This is a genomic window from Lysinibacillus sp. FSL R5-0849, from assembly GCF_038595075.1.
Classification (GTDB): Bacteria; Bacillota; Bacilli; order Bacillales_A; family Planococcaceae; genus Lysinibacillus; species Lysinibacillus fusiformis.
The window spans coordinates 1306426-1324129 of sequence record NZ_CP152004.1 but is presented as its reverse complement, the minus strand read 5'-3'; the positions used below and the strand labels follow the sequence as shown (position 1 = coordinate 1324129).

Below are 17704 nucleotides of genomic sequence, written 5' to 3'. Positions count from 1 at the left end.
TCCTTAATTTTTTACAATGCGATAATCTCATTAACTGTAAAAAGCTGAGGAGTCTAATCTACTCGTCAGCTATTCATGATATTGTTCTCCGTTAGCTTCATTTTATATTAAAAACTAAATTATGTAGTATATTCCATAAATACTATTTATGTTATATACTATACGCTAGAATAATAAAGGAGTTTACAAATTTGGTAAATAGTATTAATTTTTTATTGAAGGTTGTTTTCTTTTGCCATCAAATGCCAGACCGTTCATTTCATTATAATGGGAGAAAATTCCCCCTATGTGCAAGATGTACTGGTATGGCAGTAGGCTATTTTTTATCCGTAATATTAGTCATATGTTTTGGAAGATTTGATTTATGGATTATAGCCTTATTAATTTTACCAATGGCTATCGATGGTATTGGACAATTATTTGGTAAATGGACAAGTAATAATATTAGACGGTTCTTCACTGGATTACCTGGTGGAATCGGTATTATTTATCTCTTCTACACTATTGGCTACCAATTTTTTTTATTTGGTCAATATGTTGGAAAAAATCTATAGCAGGATATTGGAGGTACTATTATGTATTGTAAAAATTGTGGCGAACAAATTTCGGAGCATGCAGAAATTTGTATCCACTGTGGTGTACGTGTAAAAAATGCAAGTGGTGAAGACAAACCAAACTGGGCTGTTAACATAATTACACTTTGCTGCGTTCCACTTGTGGGATTAATTCTGTTCTTTGTTTGGAAAGACGAAAAACCAATTGCTGCTAAATCAGCTTTAATGTTCTTCTTTATTAATATAGGAATTATCATATTATTCTATATTGCCATGCTCCTTATTGGATTTTTGAGTTACTAAAACGAGGGATTACATATGTATTGTAAGTATTGTAGTGAACATAGTTTGGATTTAGTTGAAATTACACTAGAAGAGGCGTACAACCATACGTTATCAGTACTAAACCTATTGCTAAAACAGCAGGCGATAGTTGCAAAAGGGCATTTTTTAAGATGCAGGAGGTATAAATATGTATTGTCCTAATTGTGGTTCTAGCATTAACGAGAATGCCGAAATTTGTGTACATTGTGGTGTTAACGTATTAAAGTTTAGCGGTCAAGTAACTACTGCAAAAGATGATACACCAAACATTTGGATTAATGTACTCAGTTTATGCTGCTCCCCTATACTTGGAATTATTATCTATGTTGTCTGGAAAGATTCACAACCTAAAGCTGCAAAATCAGCATTAATATATGCTTTGTTTGGTATAGCTATTTCAATTATTGTCTTGGTTATTTCATTTGTAATAGGGTTTGCAGTAGAAATGATGGATGATAGCTATTATTACTAATAAAAAAAGAGTGTAGTATATTGTTACCTTTATTTAAGTAATAAAATTCGCAATCAGCCACTAAATAATTAAGAAGGGTAGACATAGTAAAGTCTCCCTTCTTTAATCCTATTACTATAGATAAAATCAACAAGCTGAAAAAATTGTATGTACAAGCCTATCGCTTTTTTATTTTAATAGTTTACTACTTATGTTCAATTAAGATTTAATAAGGTTCCCGTCACTATCAGTAAATTTACCAAGAATAATCATAATTAAATCAATGATTGTCCAAATACCGAATCCACCTAGTGTGAAAAACATTAAAATACCTGTACCGATTTTACCAGCATAAAAACGATGAACACCTAGACCTCCTAAAAAGAAACAAAGTAATACTGTTGTTACAAAACTTTTGTCTGACATTTAAATACCTCCGATAAATTAATAAATACTATAGTATGATACCCTACCAAATAATTATATTACAAAATAAGTATTTTTCAACATTTTTTTCCTCATAATACATTCTATTTTATTGGTATTTTACTCCTATAAAATTATCCTTCAGAAGGTCGATATTCTCTAGTCGATATATTTATCTACAACTATTAATCACCGCCTTTATTCAATAAAAAAAGAGCTGACAATGCAGCTCAATTCTCATGTTACGTTAATGACTATCCGTGTCTACTACTTCCTTTGGTTCCACTAACATGATATGACATTCTTTTTCGGCGAAAGGCTTGTGCTCGGGCCCTCCGGGAATAATAATCATCTCCCCTTGAGAAACTTTCACTTGGCCATCGCGAAAAGTAATAAATAGCTCTCCTTCGAGCACAATAAATACTTTATCGGCGCCTTGATGCTCATGCCACATAAATTCCCCATCAATCTTCACCACTTTGAATTGGAAATCGTGTATTTCACCAACAACTTTCGGAGACCAAAGTTCTTTTATTTGAGCTGCACTCTCATTAAGATTAATAGCTTGATAATTCATAGACATCTCTCCCTATTGTTTTATTTGTTTTCGATAGAATTCTACTTTATTTTTTAGTGCTTTTGCAGAGCATCCGTTATATTTTGCAAAGCGTATTCAATTGCTAATGGACCACCCGTAATAGCAGACGTATCCATCAAATAAATATTCCCTTTCTTTACTGCGTTCATATTGTTCCAAACATTATTTTGATTTAACTCACTCATTAATGTTTCTTTTTTTGTTATGTCACCTATAAGGAAAATGTGGTCTGCATGAATAGTTGAAATTCCCTCGAACGCAGAAAATTGATTACTCTTCCCATTGAATGTGGTATCTGGTGTAAGCCCCAACCCCCTTTCTTTATCAAACGCAAGTGTATAAACAGGATTATCTTCACCTAAAACATTAAAAGTTTTTCCATCCCATGACACGATAAGTGCTACTGTCTCTCCTTCAATCGTTTTTAAATCTTGTCGACCAGTTGTAATTGCTTGCATCATTTTTTCGATTACTTTTTCAGCTTCGTTCTCTTTGCCAATAATCTCAGCTACTGTACGGAGACCATATTGCCAATCTTCATAAATATCCTGGGATTTTAAAGTAATGACTGGCGCAATTTTTTCTAGTGATTCATACAGTTTTTCATGATGTTCTGTTGCTAAAATAAAATCAGGCTCAATCGATAGAGTTTTTTCAATACTAGGAGACAATTTATCTCCTAATTCCTCGGTTGAAGCTAGCTTTCCGTTTAAATATGCTAAAGAAGATAAATATTCTTTATCTGTAGAAGCAGCAGGAGGCTCACCCAATGCCACTAATATTTCCGGGTAAAAATACCAAAGGGAAGCTATTTTTTCAGGTTTCTTCTCGATCACTATTTCTTTACCCAAGGCATCCTTAATTGTTCTTGGCCAATCATTAGTATCCTGCTGAACCGTTGAAGTAGATGTTTCATTTGTAGATATTTCTTTATTTACAGTTGGTGTTTCATTACAGCCTCCTAGTATTCCTGCTAATAATAGTATTGAGAAACATAGTCCTTTCATCTTTTGCATCCAAAATTCCTCCAACATATGATCTTGATATGCCATTAGTATAGTAAAATCATTTATCGTTTTGAATGGATGCTTGTTGAAACTAGCATGGATTATTGATGAACTTCTCTCGATACTCTTTAGGGGGAATACCAAATTGTTTCTTAAACACTCTACTAAAATAAAAAGGGTCTTCAATTCCAACAGCCTGTGCAATTTGTTGGACAGGGGCCTCACTTGTATATAGCATTTTTTGCGCCATGTTTATCCGATATTTTAATAAATATTCTGCTGGTCCTATCCCTGCATGTTTTTTAAATACATAAGAGAGTCGATTTCGATTAACATGATTTTGTTCTGCAAGACAAGAAATGGTAAGGCTTTGATAATAATGCTCATGAATATAGTTACATACCCGTTCGAATAAAGTATGTGATTCACTGCTATATTGACTATTCACCACACATAATAAAGCCTCATTCAGTACATCTCGAAATAGCATCTCGGTTTGAAACCTCGAAATGCCTCCACGCTGATTGTACACCTGCCAAAGACGCAAAATTAATTCGATAAGACGAGGAGATTGTCCAGTCAATAATTCAAAATGCTGCTGTGAAAAGCTGGAATCTTGTAGCTCTGTGTTACATATTTGGTATTGAACAAGAATATATTCCCAGTTCGCATATTCAAATTTTTTTTGATCTAGCTTCATATTTGCACCACCATGTACAATTTTTCCTGGTGAAAAGATATACGGGGTGCCATTAAATTGAAATTGTATTTTTCCGTTAAGAGGAAAAACGAATCCAGGAAAAGAATCTGTATATTCAGCATAGGGCACACCAGTGCTTTTAGCATATCGGTATACCCCCTGTACTTGAAATGGAATATGTGCTAAATGCTCTGCTAATTGCTCAACATCGATTTTCAAATTAATTACCTCATTTCAAAATTGTATTTACCGCCTATAATGGTGGAATCTTAGCTGTATGTTCTGTGCGTTTTTGACTACAAACTGTTCCATCTAAGGGATACAGACATAAAAAGCCGATGTGTAAGGTCAATTCCTCTTCCTCTGAAATGCAAAAAGGTGGGTTGACGACCTTCGCCTATCCCCACCTTATCGATAATGATTATCATTGTCAATTTGAAATATAACCACCCATCTACTAATTGGTGGCTTACATTACTTATGAAAAGCTTGAACATAGAACCATTTCTCTAAAAGCCTTTCTAATCATTTTCCATATGTGAACCCTTGCTAAATTCAAGATGCAAATCCATTCTTGTTTGCTTTCAACAATCAATTTCGTTAAACCTTTTGATATAAAATAACATCAAATACATCCTGAGGATGCATAATCTCTTCTACTATATGCCATTTGGTATCATCTACCTTCTGCATCGGATAATTAAAAAGAGACTTTAACCCATTTCCGTAGCGCATAGCAACAAGCACATCTTTATTTGTTACATCGTATAGTTGATTTAAAATGTCATATTTATTGCTGACCGTTGAGCTAAATATAATATGACTAACTTGTTTTATTACTGCGAGCTCCGCTACCGTCTTTTTATCAATTTGAATGGATAAATGATCCCCTAATTTATTGACTACCTGTTTTCCTAATTGAATGGCTTCATCATCAATATCTATTCCAAAAACGTCTGCTCCCGTGCGCTCCGCAACCATTAATAAGGTAATCGGAAAGGATCCAGATCCAATTAAGAGTACCTTCGACTGACTAGTTATTTCAAAATCGCCAAATTCCTTTCCAATACAATTTTCTATGTTACGAAAATAATCTGTGACTGCTTCCTGTTCATGACTTAATAATAACGCTCGATATTTCTCCAAGATTTGCACACAAACAGACGCGTTCATTCTTAAGTTGTCGGTTAATAATAGGATTTCTTTCGATTCCTTCATATTCGCCCACTGTTCTTCATTGTCACGATTTATGATAAAAGAAGAATATTCATCCATTAATTCACACAGCTCAAAATAATTAATCTGTTGCTGCTCCATATTTTGCTGGATAATGAACTGAAATTTCTTATCAAAGTTCAGTAGTTCTTTTAAAAATAACATCCTATCCTTCACTTACCCCACTCCTAATTTGAGAATTAAAGTTCAATATATGCCATGCCTTGTAAAACTATTTCAGCATTTTTAAAGGTATGTGAATTATTTGGCCACTCTTCAAAATTAGGAGGATACAGTGTAAAACAATCAAAATCTATTTTTGATTGTTTTTTTACGTGTATTAATAGAATTATTGCTAGGTTTTCTATGAAACTAGTTTGAATGAGAGTAATATAGGAGCCTAAAAATTGCGAGAGGTGAGTATAGATTTCATTAGAAGCTCCAAGGGGTTAGATGGCAACCAATATGGGCAATATTGTTAGAAGGAGGTTTAAGATAAAATGAATAAAGTTATACAGCCAATCCATGTATATTGTTTGTTATTTTTATCAGTTAGTTTTTTAGCACATTTCATTTTAATTCCTACCATTTTCACAATCGTCGAACGTGAAGCATGGATAAGCGCTTTGGCAAGTTTAATCCCAATATTAATTTTAGCATTCCTTATTTCTAGAATTACCAATAAATTAAATAATACTTCGTTTTTTGAACAACAATTTTCACAAGATAATAGACCACTTTATTTATTTATCATTACTTCATATATCATGTATTTAATTTCATCAACGTTCGTCTCACTCAAATTTACAATTATTTGGGCAGAAGAAAGTTTTAACTCTGATTATCCATATTTTATTACAGTTATTTTATTTATATTATTATGCTTTTATGGTTCCCTAAAAGGGATCAAAACTATAGCTATCCTGTCTTTGATTATTTGTTCACTATACATTTTTTTATTTGTACTCCTCAATTTAGGGAATTCAATGAACAATGAATACGAACTATTATTACCAGTAAATACAAGTAATACTCCGTCCATTTTATGGGGAATATTATACATATGTATTGGTATTTTAGAAATGGGCTTTATTTTAATCGTTTTAAATAGTTATGTAAAAGAGCAAATGAAAAGGACAGGAATACTCGTTTTCTCTAGTATGTTTGTCTTATTAGTTTTTATCGCTATTGTGACTACTGTATCTGAATTTGGCATTTATCTCACTAAAAAAATGCTCTTTCCTATAAACGAGCAATGGAGAGTTTTGTCATTTGGTAAGTACTTTACAAGATTAGATTCTTTATCTGTTCTCCAAATATTATCAATGGCTTTTATTCGTATATGTTTATTTATGTATATTGTGTCATCCTTCTTTAAAAATCGAAAATTTATATTAATTATTGGTTATCTAAGCTTAACAATAGGATTATTAATTCCTTGGTCTGTTTCTGATTTTTTGTCATTTATAAAAAGCACTTATCTTCTTTCTATTTTTTTATTTTTATTCTTTTTTATGACTGTTTTCTACGTATTAGAAAAAAAGCAAAAGGGAGTTCATCATCTTGACTGAAAATAAGGATTTTTTTTATAAAGAATTTGACCACCAATCAGATTTAACGGTAAGTAGTAAATTCTATATGTTAAATAACGAAAAACATGAAGTTATATTTATCTATTGCCATAGTTTAATTGATAGTGTACTTTTTTTAAATTCATTATTACCAAATATTAGATTTCTGGCTGAACAAGGAAATTTATATGATGTGGAAATTATAAATCGCTATTTAGAAGTACAGGAGATCCAAGAGTACAGAATGAAGACAGATGAAATAAATAGAAAAATTTTCTCAGGTTTTTTATATTTTTATCATGTTCCATCGAATAGCTTATATTCAACCAATTTAGCTAAACTACCTGAACGATCCATTGAAGAATCAAATATGGAAGTCTCATTAAGAGGGCCTAGAGACGGGTTTGTTGAAAATATAGATACAAATTTTTCTTTAATAAGAATGAGATTAAAAAGTAAAAATTTATCAAGTGACGATTTTACAATTGGCGACACCAGTAAAACAAAAGTTTTATTGCTCTATATTGAGAACTATATTGATCAAAACACTTTAAAAAATGTACAAAACAAACTTAATAAAATAAAAGTAGATAATATTGCAAGTAGTTATCATATTGAAGAATTACTTTATGATAAGTTGACACTCTTTCCCCTCCTTGATTATTCAGGAAGGCCCGATTTTGTAGTAAGTTCCCTCAATAAAGGCCGTTTTGTCATATTGGTAGATGGAAGTCCAAGCTGTTTAATTGGACCTGTAAATTTATTACTTATTTTGAAAGCAGCTGAAGATGATCAAACGAATTTTTTATTTGTGAGTTTTTCACGAATTTTAAGGATTACCTCTTTATTAACAAGTATATTTTTACCTGGGTTTTGGATTGCATTAACTGTCCATCAACTTAACCAGCTACCCTTTCCCTTACTAGTATCCATATCTGCATCTAAAATTGGACTCCCTGTTTCCTCTTCGTTCGAAATTCTTATTATGCTCATTTTTTTTGACCTCTTTCGAGAAGCGGGAATACGCTTACCTAAAGCTGTAGGTCAAACTGTTGCAGTTTTAGGAGGCTTAATAGTTGGGGATGCTGCTATAAGAGCGGGATTTACATCACCATCAACATTAGTAATTGGAGCACTTACCGTTATATCTAGCTATACATTAATTAATCAAAATGTACTAGGCAATGTATTTTTAATAAGAGTCGCAACATTAATAATTTCCGCATTTTTTGGAATGTATGGCTTTGTTTTAAGCGTCTTATTTTTCTTAACATATATCTCGTCATTAGAAAGTTTCGGGCATCCTTACCTTTCTACATTTTATAAAGTTAGTATACCCAATCTTATTAGAGGTTTTTTAAAAATGCCATTTAGAATTAAAATAAAAGACTGACTGTTTTTTCAGTAGAAGGGAGATTATAAATGTCCCATTACTATACTTCCACATTCAAAATATCATTAATTTTTCCTTTATTATTTATTCTAGGCGGCTGTTTAGGTACGAAGGAAATACAAAGTGAAGTTTATATTACCGCTCTTGGTATTGATTATTCTAATGATGTGTATCATTTATATTTTCAAGCTTTCGGATTTACGAATGTTGCTGGCTCAGATCCTGGCATTGCATCTGAGCCAGCTCCAATTGTTGTTGGACATGGAGAAGGTGAAACAATTCAGGGAGCAATCGATGATATAGAAAAGAATTCTGTTAATCCTTTGTATTATGGACATATACAAACTTTCTTTATTTCCAAAAATATATTGGATGGTCATCTGGATGAATTTTTTGATTTTTTTAGTAGAGATTATTATCTACGTTACAATACGTTAGCTTATGGTTATGAAGATGATATTAAAGAGATAATGAATGTACATGGTCTCTTTTATAAACCGCCTATATTAACATTTCCTTATGATCCAAATGAACAATTATTCTTTAATTCATTCATCTCAACCAGTACTGTACAAGACATGATTAAAAGATATTATGAACCAGTTGGATCAATTATGGTTCCTACAATAAAAATTAGTGAAGATTATTGGATGGAGGATAATAAATCTAAAAATATATTAAAAATAAGTGGTGCTTATTTTCTTTCACGACAAAAATTCAATGGTTGGATAAAGGAAGAAGAACTTTCAGGGCTAGATTGGTTTAATAAGGATTTTAATAACATGAAATTATCAATAAAGGATCAATCTGTTTCCATGTTTATTGACAATTTAGATTATGATATAGAAATTGTCGGTGACACCATTCCTAAATTCATTTTAAATTTAGATGTAAAAGCTTCAATTAGAGAAAATCCAAAAAACATCGGAATAAAAACCATTGAAAAGGATGTCAAAAAAATTATTTCAGCACAGTTTCAAAGTACATTTATGAAAGGGTTGGAAATAGACTCCGATATTTTCAATCTTTCAGAAAAGGCTTATCGTTTCAGACCCCAATCATGGACTGTCGATAAATTAAATACCATTACTGAAAATTCTATTGAAAAAATAAATATAAATGTTTTCATAAAGGATAAAGGTGCTATTAAATAATATGGCACCTTCACCTTTTTTGCGTATGGCTACCGTTAAAACATATCCCGTTAGTTGGTGAAGGAGGAATGCAAAAATCGCGACTCTTCGTTCCAATCAACTCCATCATAAAGTTATGATGGAGAAAAATAACAAGAGCTATCGTGGAAGCCCCTCGAAGCTAAAAAATAAATAGTTGTATGATTTCAAGCCTTTGAATGCTGGGGACTAACCCAGGTTCATACTATCTTCTTTTTAAAAATATATGGTAGTTCCTCTAGTAACCGTCCGCGAGTAATGGGATCATCATAATTCCATATAGCATCTAAAAAATGAGTCTTACCGGGACTTAACTCGGCTAAAGCTGAAATATATGGACAGTGAGAGACAGTATGTAATTCCTTACGAGAAGCTAAGACAAAATTCCGATCTCCAGCATAGTAACTTATTTGATGGTGCTGAATTTCTAACCATGCCTCCCCTTGCTCGATGAGTTGCATCACTTTTTCTGAGGGACGAAAGCCTAGTGATTCATATAAAGAGCTCGCCAATCCATTCATGCCCATAATATAAAGTTTTTCACCTAACTTGAGATAAACAGTAGCTGTTTCTCCAGTTACATAGGCATCTGCTAACTGTCTACGCACCAATCTTACTTTGTCTTCATATGTAGTAATCCATTTCTCCGCTGCCTTACTGCGTTGAAAAAGTTTGGCGATATACCGTAACCGCTCAAATAATCTAAACTTTTTGTCCAGTATAACCGTTGGAGCAAGCGTATTTAGTTCCTGCAAATCTTTTGGATAATAGCTAAGTAATATAAATTCAGGCTGTAGCTGTGCTATTTTATCTGGATCGGCCCAATACCCGATACTCTGAATATTGCGTAGCTTATTATGATAAATTACGTTTTCTTTCATAATAGAGATAGCCGCTCCTATGGGAGATATACCTAGTACTAATAATTCGCCCAGTGTATGTTTGCCATCTGTTACAATACGTGTGGCATCTTGAGGAACAAGAATCCTTCTACCAAGTGAATCGATAACTGTTCTTTGCTGCGTACGAAGATGGATATTCGCATATTCACGTGGAGTGTTGCCAGTTAATTTATGAAAACACTTACTGAAATAATATTCATCCTTAAATCCTATTTGTCGAGCTATTTTGTTCAATGGCTCTGTGGAATTACATAGAAGTTTTTTTGCCTGGTCTATTCGTACATGGACTAGAAAATCAGTTGGTTTTTTGCCTGTCAAAATTTTAAACTGTTGACTATATTGCCACCTGACAATGCCAGCCATATTCGCTAGCTGTTCTACCGTTAAATCTTCATCATAATGTTGTTCCATATATTGGATCGTACGTTGAATCATTTTTGTCTTTTCTTCGCTCTGCAAATCGACAGCTTGCTGATCTAACTGGGCCATCATCCCTAGAATCAGTTGAAGTCTACCTTGCATCATAGCCATTTCTGATGAGGTTAGAGAGGAGAAAAATTGATTCTTCACCCATATTTCATTCCCTAGTACTTGCTTAACTTGAGAATATAATAGCCTATAAGGATAACCACAAAGTAAGGGTGGATGAGCAGCCGGATGTAAAGCCCTTCCTTTTACTTCAAAGGTTTCGAAGGTAAAACGTGCAAGCTGTGCCTCTCCAGTACTCGATTCCACAGTGTAGCGTTGTACTGGTAAAACGAGAATGCAGCTCCCTTGTCTTAGATCGATTGCAATTTTGTCTACATAGAGGCGTATGCCATGGCTAAGTGCTATTAATAATGTGCACAAATTCGTTTCATTGTCATTCCTCTTTTTATAGCTCATCGCTGCCGTCTGCTGATTAACTTGAAAACTATCATAGTGTTGTAGCCTAGTATATAGGCATGCAAAATTCATAAGCAACTCTCCAACAATTGAAAATGATTATCATTATCGTTATTATAACACAGAATGATTCACTATCAACTTTTGACCGAGGATGCTTAATTTTAGAAAACTAGCGGTTATAATAATTGATTGGATAGATACAATTTTTACTGTTTGTGCATCCATTCTGGTAGCTTTTTATATAATTGCTCCAAAGCTAGCAATTCATCTGTATTCCATTCATTAGCAATCACATAAACATTTCCCTTTTGGACTGCAGGCAATGTTCCCCATATTGGGCTTTGTAGTAGCCGGTCAGCTTCTGATTCACTTTCATCATCCTCTTGTACGATTACAAACAAATGATCACCAGCAAACTGAGAAAGCACCTCTTCTGAAACCGTAACGAAAGACACGCCTTCTACATCAATAATATTCTTCTGTACTGCTGGAGGGACAGCAAAGCCATTTTCTCCATAAATAATAGCACCAAGGCTACGATCGCCCATAACATAAAGCGTTTTACCTAACTGATAGAAAACTGTTGCAGTCTCCCCTTCTGCTAATTGAAGCTTTTCAAACATTTCTGTAAAACGTGTTTCAAATTTAGCAATTACTTGAGCTACTTCTTCCTGCTTGCCCAAAATATTCCCCATTTCCTTTACACGTTCTGTATAAGGAAGAGCTGGGTTGAAGGGAATCGTAGTAGCTATTTTTGCCAATTCTTCATTCAGGTTTGGATCCGCCTTGTAATAGCCATTAATAATCAGATCGGGTTTTAAGGTAAGTATCGTCTCTAAGTCAGCAGGATTTCCAATATCAACGATTCCTTCGAGTTTACCTTCATAGTAACTAGCAGGCTCTTTCGGAAGATTATTACCAACAACCGGAATATCCATTGCCAAGAAATCACCAATTGTCTGACCAATATAAACCACTCGTTTTGGATCCGCAGGTATTTCTACTTGTTCACCAGTAATCGTTGTATATAATACTGTTTTCTCACCTTCCTCTTTCTGTTCATCAGCCACATTGCTATTAGCATTAGAAGTACTGCATGCTGATATGATTAACAACAGGAGGAACCCCCCTACCCATTGTATAATTTTCTTTCCATGTTGTTTTGTCACACTTGTTGCTCCTTTCGATCTTTAATTGAAAATGATTATCATTTACAACATTATTATAATTTGTGTGAAAAGGTGAAACAATGGAAAAAACGCAACGATTTCTTTGTATAAATGTCAATTCTTGTCCAAAACAACGCTTTTCAATAAAGAAGAAGAAAAACCTATGGTCATGAAATGAAATTATCCCTACTACTATTTATGGAGCGCATTTATTGGAGGTGCAACTACCTTGTAGTTTGTGTGAGCGGAGAAGTGGAAATGACTAGTGAAGATTTGGTGGCTTCATGCAAAAAATATACGAAAGGAGCATGGCTGTAATTAGCCATGCTCCCATTTAAAAAATAGAAATAGATGAATCTATTAGTTTTCTCCGCTAATTGCAACTAAAATTTTAGATTGCGTTTTGTCGCTTGTTAATGTTTTAAATCCTCTGTCCACAATTTCATCTAGTTCAATTTGGCTTGTAATGATACCTTGTGGATTTAGTTGACCCGAGCTCATTGCATCAATCGTTCTTTGGAATATGGACGGTGTATATACAATCGAGGATAGTATATTAACACCAGTATTTGTAAGTTGCATTGGATTCCATTCGATTGGTCTAGCAAAAATTGAAACAATCATCATATTACCTCGAGGTTTTGTTACATCAATTGCTTGCTTAAAGGTAGGAGCAACTCCCGCCACCTCAAAGGATACATCCACCCCATCTGCAACAATTGACCGAACTGCTTGTACAGGATTTTCTTTACCTGAATTAATCGCATGGGTTGCGCCTAATTCTTTTGCCTTTTCTAAACGGTCATCAGATAAATCCAATACGATAACTTTGCTTGCGCCAGATGCTTTTGCAGCGATCACTGTTAATAACCCAATTGGTCCAGCCCCAAATACTGCGACCGAATCACCTAATGTAACCCCAGCATCTTTGACAGCTTGGACTGCTACAGCCATTGGTTCTACTAATGCACCATCTTGTAATGTTAAGTTATCGGCTAGACGGTGAATATTTGTTGCAGGAACATTAACATATTCCGCAAATCCACCATCTCCATGTAATCCGATAAAGTTAAATCCATCATAGCGATCAACATCTTCATGTTTGTTTCTATAAGTCAAAGTAGGATTGATGACAACTCGGTCGCCTACCTTTAAGTCCGTCACGTTAGAGCCAACTTCTTCAATGATACCAGCAAATTCATGACCCATTGTCAGTGGGGCAACTTCACCTGTTAATTCTGCTTTTACATCAACTGGTACGAAAACTGGACCTTCTTCGTATTCATGCAAATCACTTCCACAAATACCTGCCCATGCTACTTTTACTTTCACTTCATCTTCTCGTAAAGCGCGTAATTCAACCTCTTCTACTCGAATATCTTTTACACCATGCCAAACTGCAGCTTTCATTTATGTTACCCCCAAAAAATTATTTAAATTGGTACCATAAAATAACATCTTTAATAGCTACTCGTGCATGATCAAAATCCGATGCTTCTATACACCTAATAAATGTATTAATGGACATATGGTAGGATTCAACTAGATTCATTTTCCATTTTGTTTGGGCAGCTACATTTGTAACAAAGATTGTTTCTTTAAAGAATCGTAGCATCGCAATATTTCCTGAAACATCAAAAAACAATTGTAATAAGTGAGCAAACGAAACAACATATTCATAAATATTTTCAGCAGACTTTTTTTGTTTCATCGCTTCAAAACGAAATAAAAGTTCATTTTGCAAATCATCCGTCCATTTAGCTTCACACTTTGTCAGTGCAAAATCCAAAAGGTTATAAAGCGCTTCCAAATAATCCTTCAATTCCTGATCCGATATGGTCTTCACTCTTACACCTTTATGCTGTACTTTTTCAACTACACCATCTTTTTGTAAAAGATAAAGCGCCTCACGGACAGGTGCATGACTTACTTGTAACTCTTTTGCAATTTCCGCTTCTATTAAGCGCTGACCTTGTTCATAATAGCCCGAAAATATGCGAAATAATAATTGTTCAGCTATTTGCTCAGAAATTGTCTTTTTTGAAATTGAATTTTCATCAAACCCCATTAAACCACTCCAATAAATTTATATGTTTTATTTTAACATAGTTCAGTGTATAGAGTGATTAGCTACAGGTGTTATATATTATGGATTATAGATTATCGATAATCTATAAAAGTATTCTATTATAAAAATCCATATCTTTCAATTAACTTGTTTTGGGTATGAGAAAAACCACTAATGGAATAGTTATTACGTTGATTACTTTCATGGAGTTTGTTTAGAAGTTGTGTAACACTAAGTTGTAATCAATTAGTGCCCCTTTCGATCAAAGTACCCCCTGTAATCCCCTATATGAATTGTTTGTTTTTTTGCCAATTTGCAAATTACATTCCCCTTCACTTAGATTGAAATTTTTTTAAATTTATCACCAACTTTTTTCCCCTTCATATTCTATAGAATCAGATCGAATATTGAGGGGGAAACGTATGGGGGTTGAATTTACTGCTCTCCATTGGATTTACGTTATTTTTATTGTGCTTATCATCGGATTTATGGTTAAACGTCGCGATACCACCCTCATTTGTGTAGTAGGCATATTCATGCTAGCAATTGTTGCGACTGGCGATTTAACTTCATCCATTAGTGGTGTATTTAACAGCTTTATTTATGCCATTACAGAGTTGTTATCTACCATTCTTATCATTTCTATTATTGTTGCTATGAGCCGGGTCATGATGACTTCAGGAATTAACGAGGTTATGGTTGCACCATTTACGAAAATCATTAAAACACCCGCTCTTGCCTATTGGACGATTGGTCTATTAATGATGATTATTTCTTGGTTTTTCTGGCCTTCACCTGCTGTGGCATTGTTAGGGGCAGTACTCTTGCCTGTTGCCATTCGTGCAGGCTTGCCAGCACTCGGAGTGGCGATGGCGATGAACTTATTTGGTCATGGGATTGCATTATCAAGTGATTTCGTCATCCAGGGGGCACCGAAGCTAACAGCAGATGCTGCTGGTATTCCTGTTGGAGACGTGGTTTCTGCTAGTATTCCGCTCGTCATTACTATGGGGGTTGTAACGACAATCGTTGCTTATATTTTCTTGCGGCGAGATATGAAACGTGGAACTTTACTTTTAAACACAGCAAATTCCGCGGAAGAAAACGGTGAGCAAGAAACGCTAGAAAATCTACTGTCAATTGGACATAAACGTTTCTTCGCTGTGCTTATTCCTTTTGCTTTTATCTTAGATGTCATCGCCATGTCGGTTTTCAAATTACAGGGTAGCGATGCAACTGCATTAATTGGTGGAACCTCCGTTTTCATATTACTTTTGCTTAGTATCGTAGCCCATAAAACAGAGGGGCTCGAAAAGACAACAAGCTATTTAATTCAAGGGTTTCAATTCGGCTTTAAAGTGTTCGGACCTGTTATCCCGATTGCTGCTTTCTTCTATTTAGGAGATGCAGGCTTCACACAAATTCTCGGAGATCATTTACCCGCTGCCTCGCACGGTATTGTCAATGATCTCGGTGTTGGTCTTGCAGCAATAGTCCCTTTAACGAAGGAAATTGCAGTAATCACTTTGGCTGTAGTTGGTGCCATTACTGGATTAGATGGTTCAGGCTTCTCAGGAATTTCCTTAGCGGGCTCTGTCGGAAGCTTATTCGGCAATGCACTAGGCGGAGGAACTGCTACTTTAACGGCATTAGGGCAAATTACTGCCATTTGGGTTGGTGGCGGAACATTGATTCCTTGGGCATTAATTCCAGCAGCTGCCATTTGTAATGTGAGCCCATTTGAGCTCGCAAGGCGGAACTTAATCCCTGTAATCATTGGGCTTGTTGTGACAACAATTGTAGCGGTGTTTTTGATTTAAATAAGGCAAAAAGAGATGGCTCCTTAGAATAGGAGCCACCTCTTTTTATTTAACGCTCATTGTAATATTTCTGTAAAACCCCTTCAAACATCTGCCTAAGGTAAATTTCATTAATCCCTAAAACAGAAGATTCTATTATTATATGTTCGATACGTATAGATATTTGTTGAAGGGAAATATTTATTGCTTCCCCAGAATCTACAATAACAATTGCTTTTGAATGGGGTTTAATGGTGATGATCCCGCTCTTCTGAAGTTCCTTATAGCTTTTATGAACAGTATGAAGGTTAAGATTTGTTTGTGCAGCTAAATTTCGAATGGATGGTAAATGGTCACCCTTTTTTAAATTCCCAGTTATTATTGCTAATAGCAATCGTTGGTTTAGCTGCTGATATAGTGGAACCTTACTTGTTCGATTTACTTTCAGATTCATTGGCCAGTCTATCCCTTCATTTAAGAGCTAACTCTATAAATTTATATAATTGTACATAGTAATAAGATACAAGCTTAACAACTGATATCAATGGGTATGTTCAAACGAAAGATGGTCGATTATGAAAGTAGGTGCTTCGAATAATAAGTGTATTAATACAGTTGAATGGATATAATGGCTTCCGATGATTTTGACAAAGTACCTATAACAAATTCGCCATTACTCCCATTTAAAACTTCCTTTTTGCAATGAAATGGCGCATGGTTGCAATCATCCATATAACTAGGAGCATGGTAACTGCACTATGGAACCCATACCAAGCTTTCATACTCCCTGACATCAATATAGTAGTAGCATGCAAGCTATTACTGGCAGGATTAACAACATCCAAAAGCGGATGTAAACCAGCAATGAAACGGCAGATAAATAGGACGACAATACTTGCTAATGCTATAAAAGCCGAACTATTAAAAAACGTGCTCATCATGGCAACAAACGTAATAACAAACAATAGCCACACACAATAAAATAGCAAAGCCAGCAAAGCATGCGTCACTGGTACCGCCGTAAATAAAAAAGATGTATAGCCATATGACATACCATAGCCTAGAGCTATACAGAAAACAGCTACTAGATAATGGACAATAATTTTACTATTTAAGTAGGATGAGATAGACACTGGTCTTGTAAGAATAAATGCCATCATTCCATTTGCTTTTTCACCTTGTATAATGCTCATTGCTGCAACTGCCAAAATAATAATTCCTAACTGATCAAACTGCGAACTTAGGGTTGTGGCCAGTACTTCGCTTCCCTCCGGCTTTGCCAAGGTTGGGTCAATCATAATACCCTCCACACCACCCATTGATTGCAAAATAACCGGCATGTAGTACATCATAATCGGCTGAGTTAACCCAAGTAAAATAAAGACAATTGGTAGCCAGACAATTTTAAATTCCTTCGTCATTTGAGTTACTTCTTTTTTACTTAATGCCCAAAAAGTATTCACAATT

General features: G+C 34.6%; 18 protein-coding genes. 7 read left to right on the top strand and 11 right to left on the bottom strand.

The window, feature by feature from the left end; translation table 11 throughout:
• The first annotated feature begins 191 nt into the window (after window positions 1-191).
• The 3 genes from MKY80_RS06270 (at window position 192) to MKY80_RS06260 (ending at window position 1350) form a co-directional block, all read left to right on the top strand.
• The gene (locus tag MKY80_RS06270) at window positions 192-554 is read left to right on the top strand and encodes a DUF2085 domain-containing protein (RefSeq protein WP_237068749.1); all 363 of its coding nucleotides are present in this window, start codon (window positions 192-194) and stop codon (window positions 552-554) included.
• 21 nt (window positions 555-575) lie between these two features.
• Window positions 576-857 carry a zinc ribbon domain-containing protein gene (locus MKY80_RS06265; protein ID WP_107921748.1) on the top strand — a complete coding sequence of 94 codons (282 nt, stop codon included), beginning with the start codon at window positions 576-578 and terminating at the stop codon, window positions 855-857.
• Window positions 858-1026: 169 nt separating this feature from the next.
• Window positions 1027-1350, top strand: coding sequence for a zinc ribbon domain-containing protein (locus MKY80_RS06260; protein ID WP_107921747.1), 324 nt, complete (start codon window positions 1027-1029; stop codon window positions 1348-1350).
• Between the two features lie 198 nt (window positions 1351-1548).
• Here MKY80_RS06260 and MKY80_RS06255 read toward each other — a convergent pair whose 3' ends face one another.
• From MKY80_RS06255 to MKY80_RS06235, 5 genes are all read right to left on the bottom strand, one after another.
• Window positions 1549-1755 carry a TM2 domain-containing protein gene (locus MKY80_RS06255; protein ID WP_107921746.1) on the bottom strand — a complete coding sequence of 69 codons (207 nt, stop codon included), beginning with the start codon at window positions 1753-1755 and terminating at the stop codon, window positions 1549-1551.
• A gap of 247 nt (window positions 1756-2002) precedes the next feature.
• A complete protein-coding gene (locus tag MKY80_RS06250; RefSeq protein WP_239354324.1) occupies window positions 2003-2332 on the bottom strand; it encodes a cupin domain-containing protein in 330 nt (109 codons plus the stop codon).
• 53 nt (window positions 2333-2385) lie between these two features.
• Window positions 2386-3369: an ABC transporter substrate-binding protein gene (locus tag MKY80_RS06245; RefSeq protein ID WP_239354322.1), complete on the bottom strand. Its 984-nt coding sequence runs from the start codon at window positions 3367-3369 to the stop codon at window positions 2386-2388.
• Window positions 3370-3451: 82 nt separating this feature from the next.
• Window positions 3452-4279 (bottom strand): AraC family transcriptional regulator, encoded by an 828-nt coding sequence (locus MKY80_RS06240; RefSeq protein ID WP_089985469.1) that lies wholly within the window; start codon window positions 4277-4279, stop codon window positions 3452-3454.
• 381 nt (window positions 4280-4660) lie between these two features.
• Window positions 4661-5452 carry a nicotianamine synthase family protein gene (locus MKY80_RS06235; protein WP_239354321.1) on the bottom strand — a complete coding sequence of 264 codons (792 nt, stop codon included), beginning with the start codon at window positions 5450-5452 and terminating at the stop codon, window positions 4661-4663.
• 323 nt (window positions 5453-5775) lie between these two features.
• Between MKY80_RS06235 and MKY80_RS06230 the strand changes: the two genes are divergently transcribed.
• Genes MKY80_RS06230 through MKY80_RS06220 form a run of 3 tightly spaced genes read left to right on the top strand, consistent with a single transcriptional unit; the run spans window position 5776 to window position 9393 of the window.
• Window positions 5776-6846: a GerAB/ArcD/ProY family transporter gene (locus MKY80_RS06230; RefSeq protein ID WP_239354319.1), complete on the top strand. Its 1071-nt coding sequence runs from the start codon at window positions 5776-5778 to the stop codon at window positions 6844-6846.
• Entirely contained in the window at window positions 6839-8239 is a 1401-nt protein-coding gene (locus tag MKY80_RS06225; RefSeq protein ID WP_342532361.1) for a spore germination protein, read from the top strand. Before MKY80_RS06230 ends, MKY80_RS06225 begins: the two co-directional genes overlap by 8 nt.
• Window positions 8240-8268: 29 nt before the next feature.
• Window positions 8269-9393, top strand: a complete 1125-nt coding sequence (locus MKY80_RS06220; protein WP_008174471.1) for a Ger(x)C family spore germination protein — start codon at window positions 8269-8271, stop codon at window positions 9391-9393.
• Window positions 9394-9611: 218 nt separating this feature from the next.
• On the opposite strand, the gene MKY80_RS06215 is transcribed toward MKY80_RS06220, so the two are convergent.
• The 4 genes from MKY80_RS06215 to MKY80_RS06200 all read right to left on the bottom strand — a co-directional run bounded on the left by MKY80_RS06215 (window position 9612) and on the right by MKY80_RS06200 (window position 14438).
• Complete coding sequence (locus tag MKY80_RS06215; RefSeq protein WP_342532360.1) at window positions 9612-11270, bottom strand: AraC family transcriptional regulator; 1659 nt, start codon at window positions 11268-11270, stop codon at window positions 9612-9614.
• Between the two features lie 137 nt (window positions 11271-11407).
• Window positions 11408-12370: an ABC transporter substrate-binding protein gene (locus tag MKY80_RS06210; protein WP_170844075.1), complete on the bottom strand. Its 963-nt coding sequence runs from the start codon at window positions 12368-12370 to the stop codon at window positions 11408-11410.
• A 360-nt stretch (window positions 12371-12730) separates the two neighbouring features.
• Window positions 12731-13780: a 2,3-butanediol dehydrogenase gene (locus MKY80_RS06205; protein ID WP_090001229.1), complete on the bottom strand. Its 1050-nt coding sequence runs from the start codon at window positions 13778-13780 to the stop codon at window positions 12731-12733.
• A gap of 19 nt (window positions 13781-13799) precedes the next feature.
• Window positions 13800-14438, bottom strand: a complete 639-nt coding sequence (locus MKY80_RS06200) for a GntR family transcriptional regulator (protein ID WP_089985464.1) — start codon at window positions 14436-14438, stop codon at window positions 13800-13802.
• 422 nt (window positions 14439-14860) lie between these two features.
• On the opposite strand from MKY80_RS06200, the gene MKY80_RS06195 reads away from it, so the two are divergent.
• Window positions 14861-16258 (top strand): hypothetical protein, encoded by a 1398-nt coding sequence (locus MKY80_RS06195; protein ID WP_089985462.1) that lies wholly within the window; start codon window positions 14861-14863, stop codon window positions 16256-16258.
• Window positions 16259-16307: 49 nt separating this feature from the next.
• Here MKY80_RS06195 and MKY80_RS06190 read toward each other — a convergent pair whose 3' ends face one another.
• Both MKY80_RS06190 and MKY80_RS06185 read right to left on the bottom strand, forming a co-directional pair.
• Entirely contained in the window at window positions 16308-16691 is a 384-nt protein-coding gene (locus MKY80_RS06190) for a GntR family transcriptional regulator (protein ID WP_008174484.1), read from the bottom strand.
• Between the two features lie 229 nt (window positions 16692-16920).
• On the bottom strand, window positions 16921-17700 hold the full coding sequence (locus tag MKY80_RS06185; RefSeq protein ID WP_239354310.1) for an ABC transporter permease: 780 nt from the start codon (window positions 17698-17700) through the stop codon (window positions 16921-16923).
• Window positions 17701-17704 lie beyond the last annotated feature (4 nt).

Coding starts and splice junctions, on each gene's coding strand:
- MKY80_RS06265 (WP_107921748.1), top strand. CDS start 576: ATGTATTGTAAAAATTGTGGCGAACAAATTTCGGAGCATGCAGAAATT.
- MKY80_RS06260 (WP_107921747.1), top strand. CDS start 1,027: ATGTATTGTCCTAATTGTGGTTCTAGCATTAACGAGAATGCCGAAATT.
- MKY80_RS06255 (WP_107921746.1), bottom strand. CDS start 1,755: ATGTCAGACAAAAGTTTTGTAACAACAGTATTACTTTGTTTCTTTTTA.
- MKY80_RS06250 (WP_239354324.1), bottom strand. CDS start 2,332: ATGAATTATCAAGCTATTAATCTTAATGAGAGTGCAGCTCAAATAAAA.
- MKY80_RS06245 (WP_239354322.1), bottom strand. CDS start 3,369: ATGCAAAAGATGAAAGGACTATGTTTCTCAATACTATTATTAGCAGGA.
- MKY80_RS06230 (WP_239354319.1), top strand. CDS start 5,776: ATGAATAAAGTTATACAGCCAATCCATGTATATTGTTTGTTATTTTTA.
- MKY80_RS06220 (WP_008174471.1), top strand. CDS start 8,269: ATGTCCCATTACTATACTTCCACATTCAAAATATCATTAATTTTTCCT.
- MKY80_RS06215 (WP_342532360.1), bottom strand. CDS start 11,270: ATGAATTTTGCATGCCTATATACTAGGCTACAACACTATGATAGTTTT.
- MKY80_RS06205 (WP_090001229.1), bottom strand. CDS start 13,780: ATGAAAGCTGCAGTTTGGCATGGTGTAAAAGATATTCGAGTAGAAGAG.
- MKY80_RS06200 (WP_089985464.1), bottom strand. CDS start 14,438: ATGGGGTTTGATGAAAATTCAATTTCAAAAAAGACAATTTCTGAGCAA.
- MKY80_RS06195 (WP_089985462.1), top strand. CDS start 14,861: ATGGGGGTTGAATTTACTGCTCTCCATTGGATTTACGTTATTTTTATT.
- MKY80_RS06190 (WP_008174484.1), bottom strand. CDS start 16,691: ATGAATCTGAAAGTAAATCGAACAAGTAAGGTTCCACTATATCAGCAG.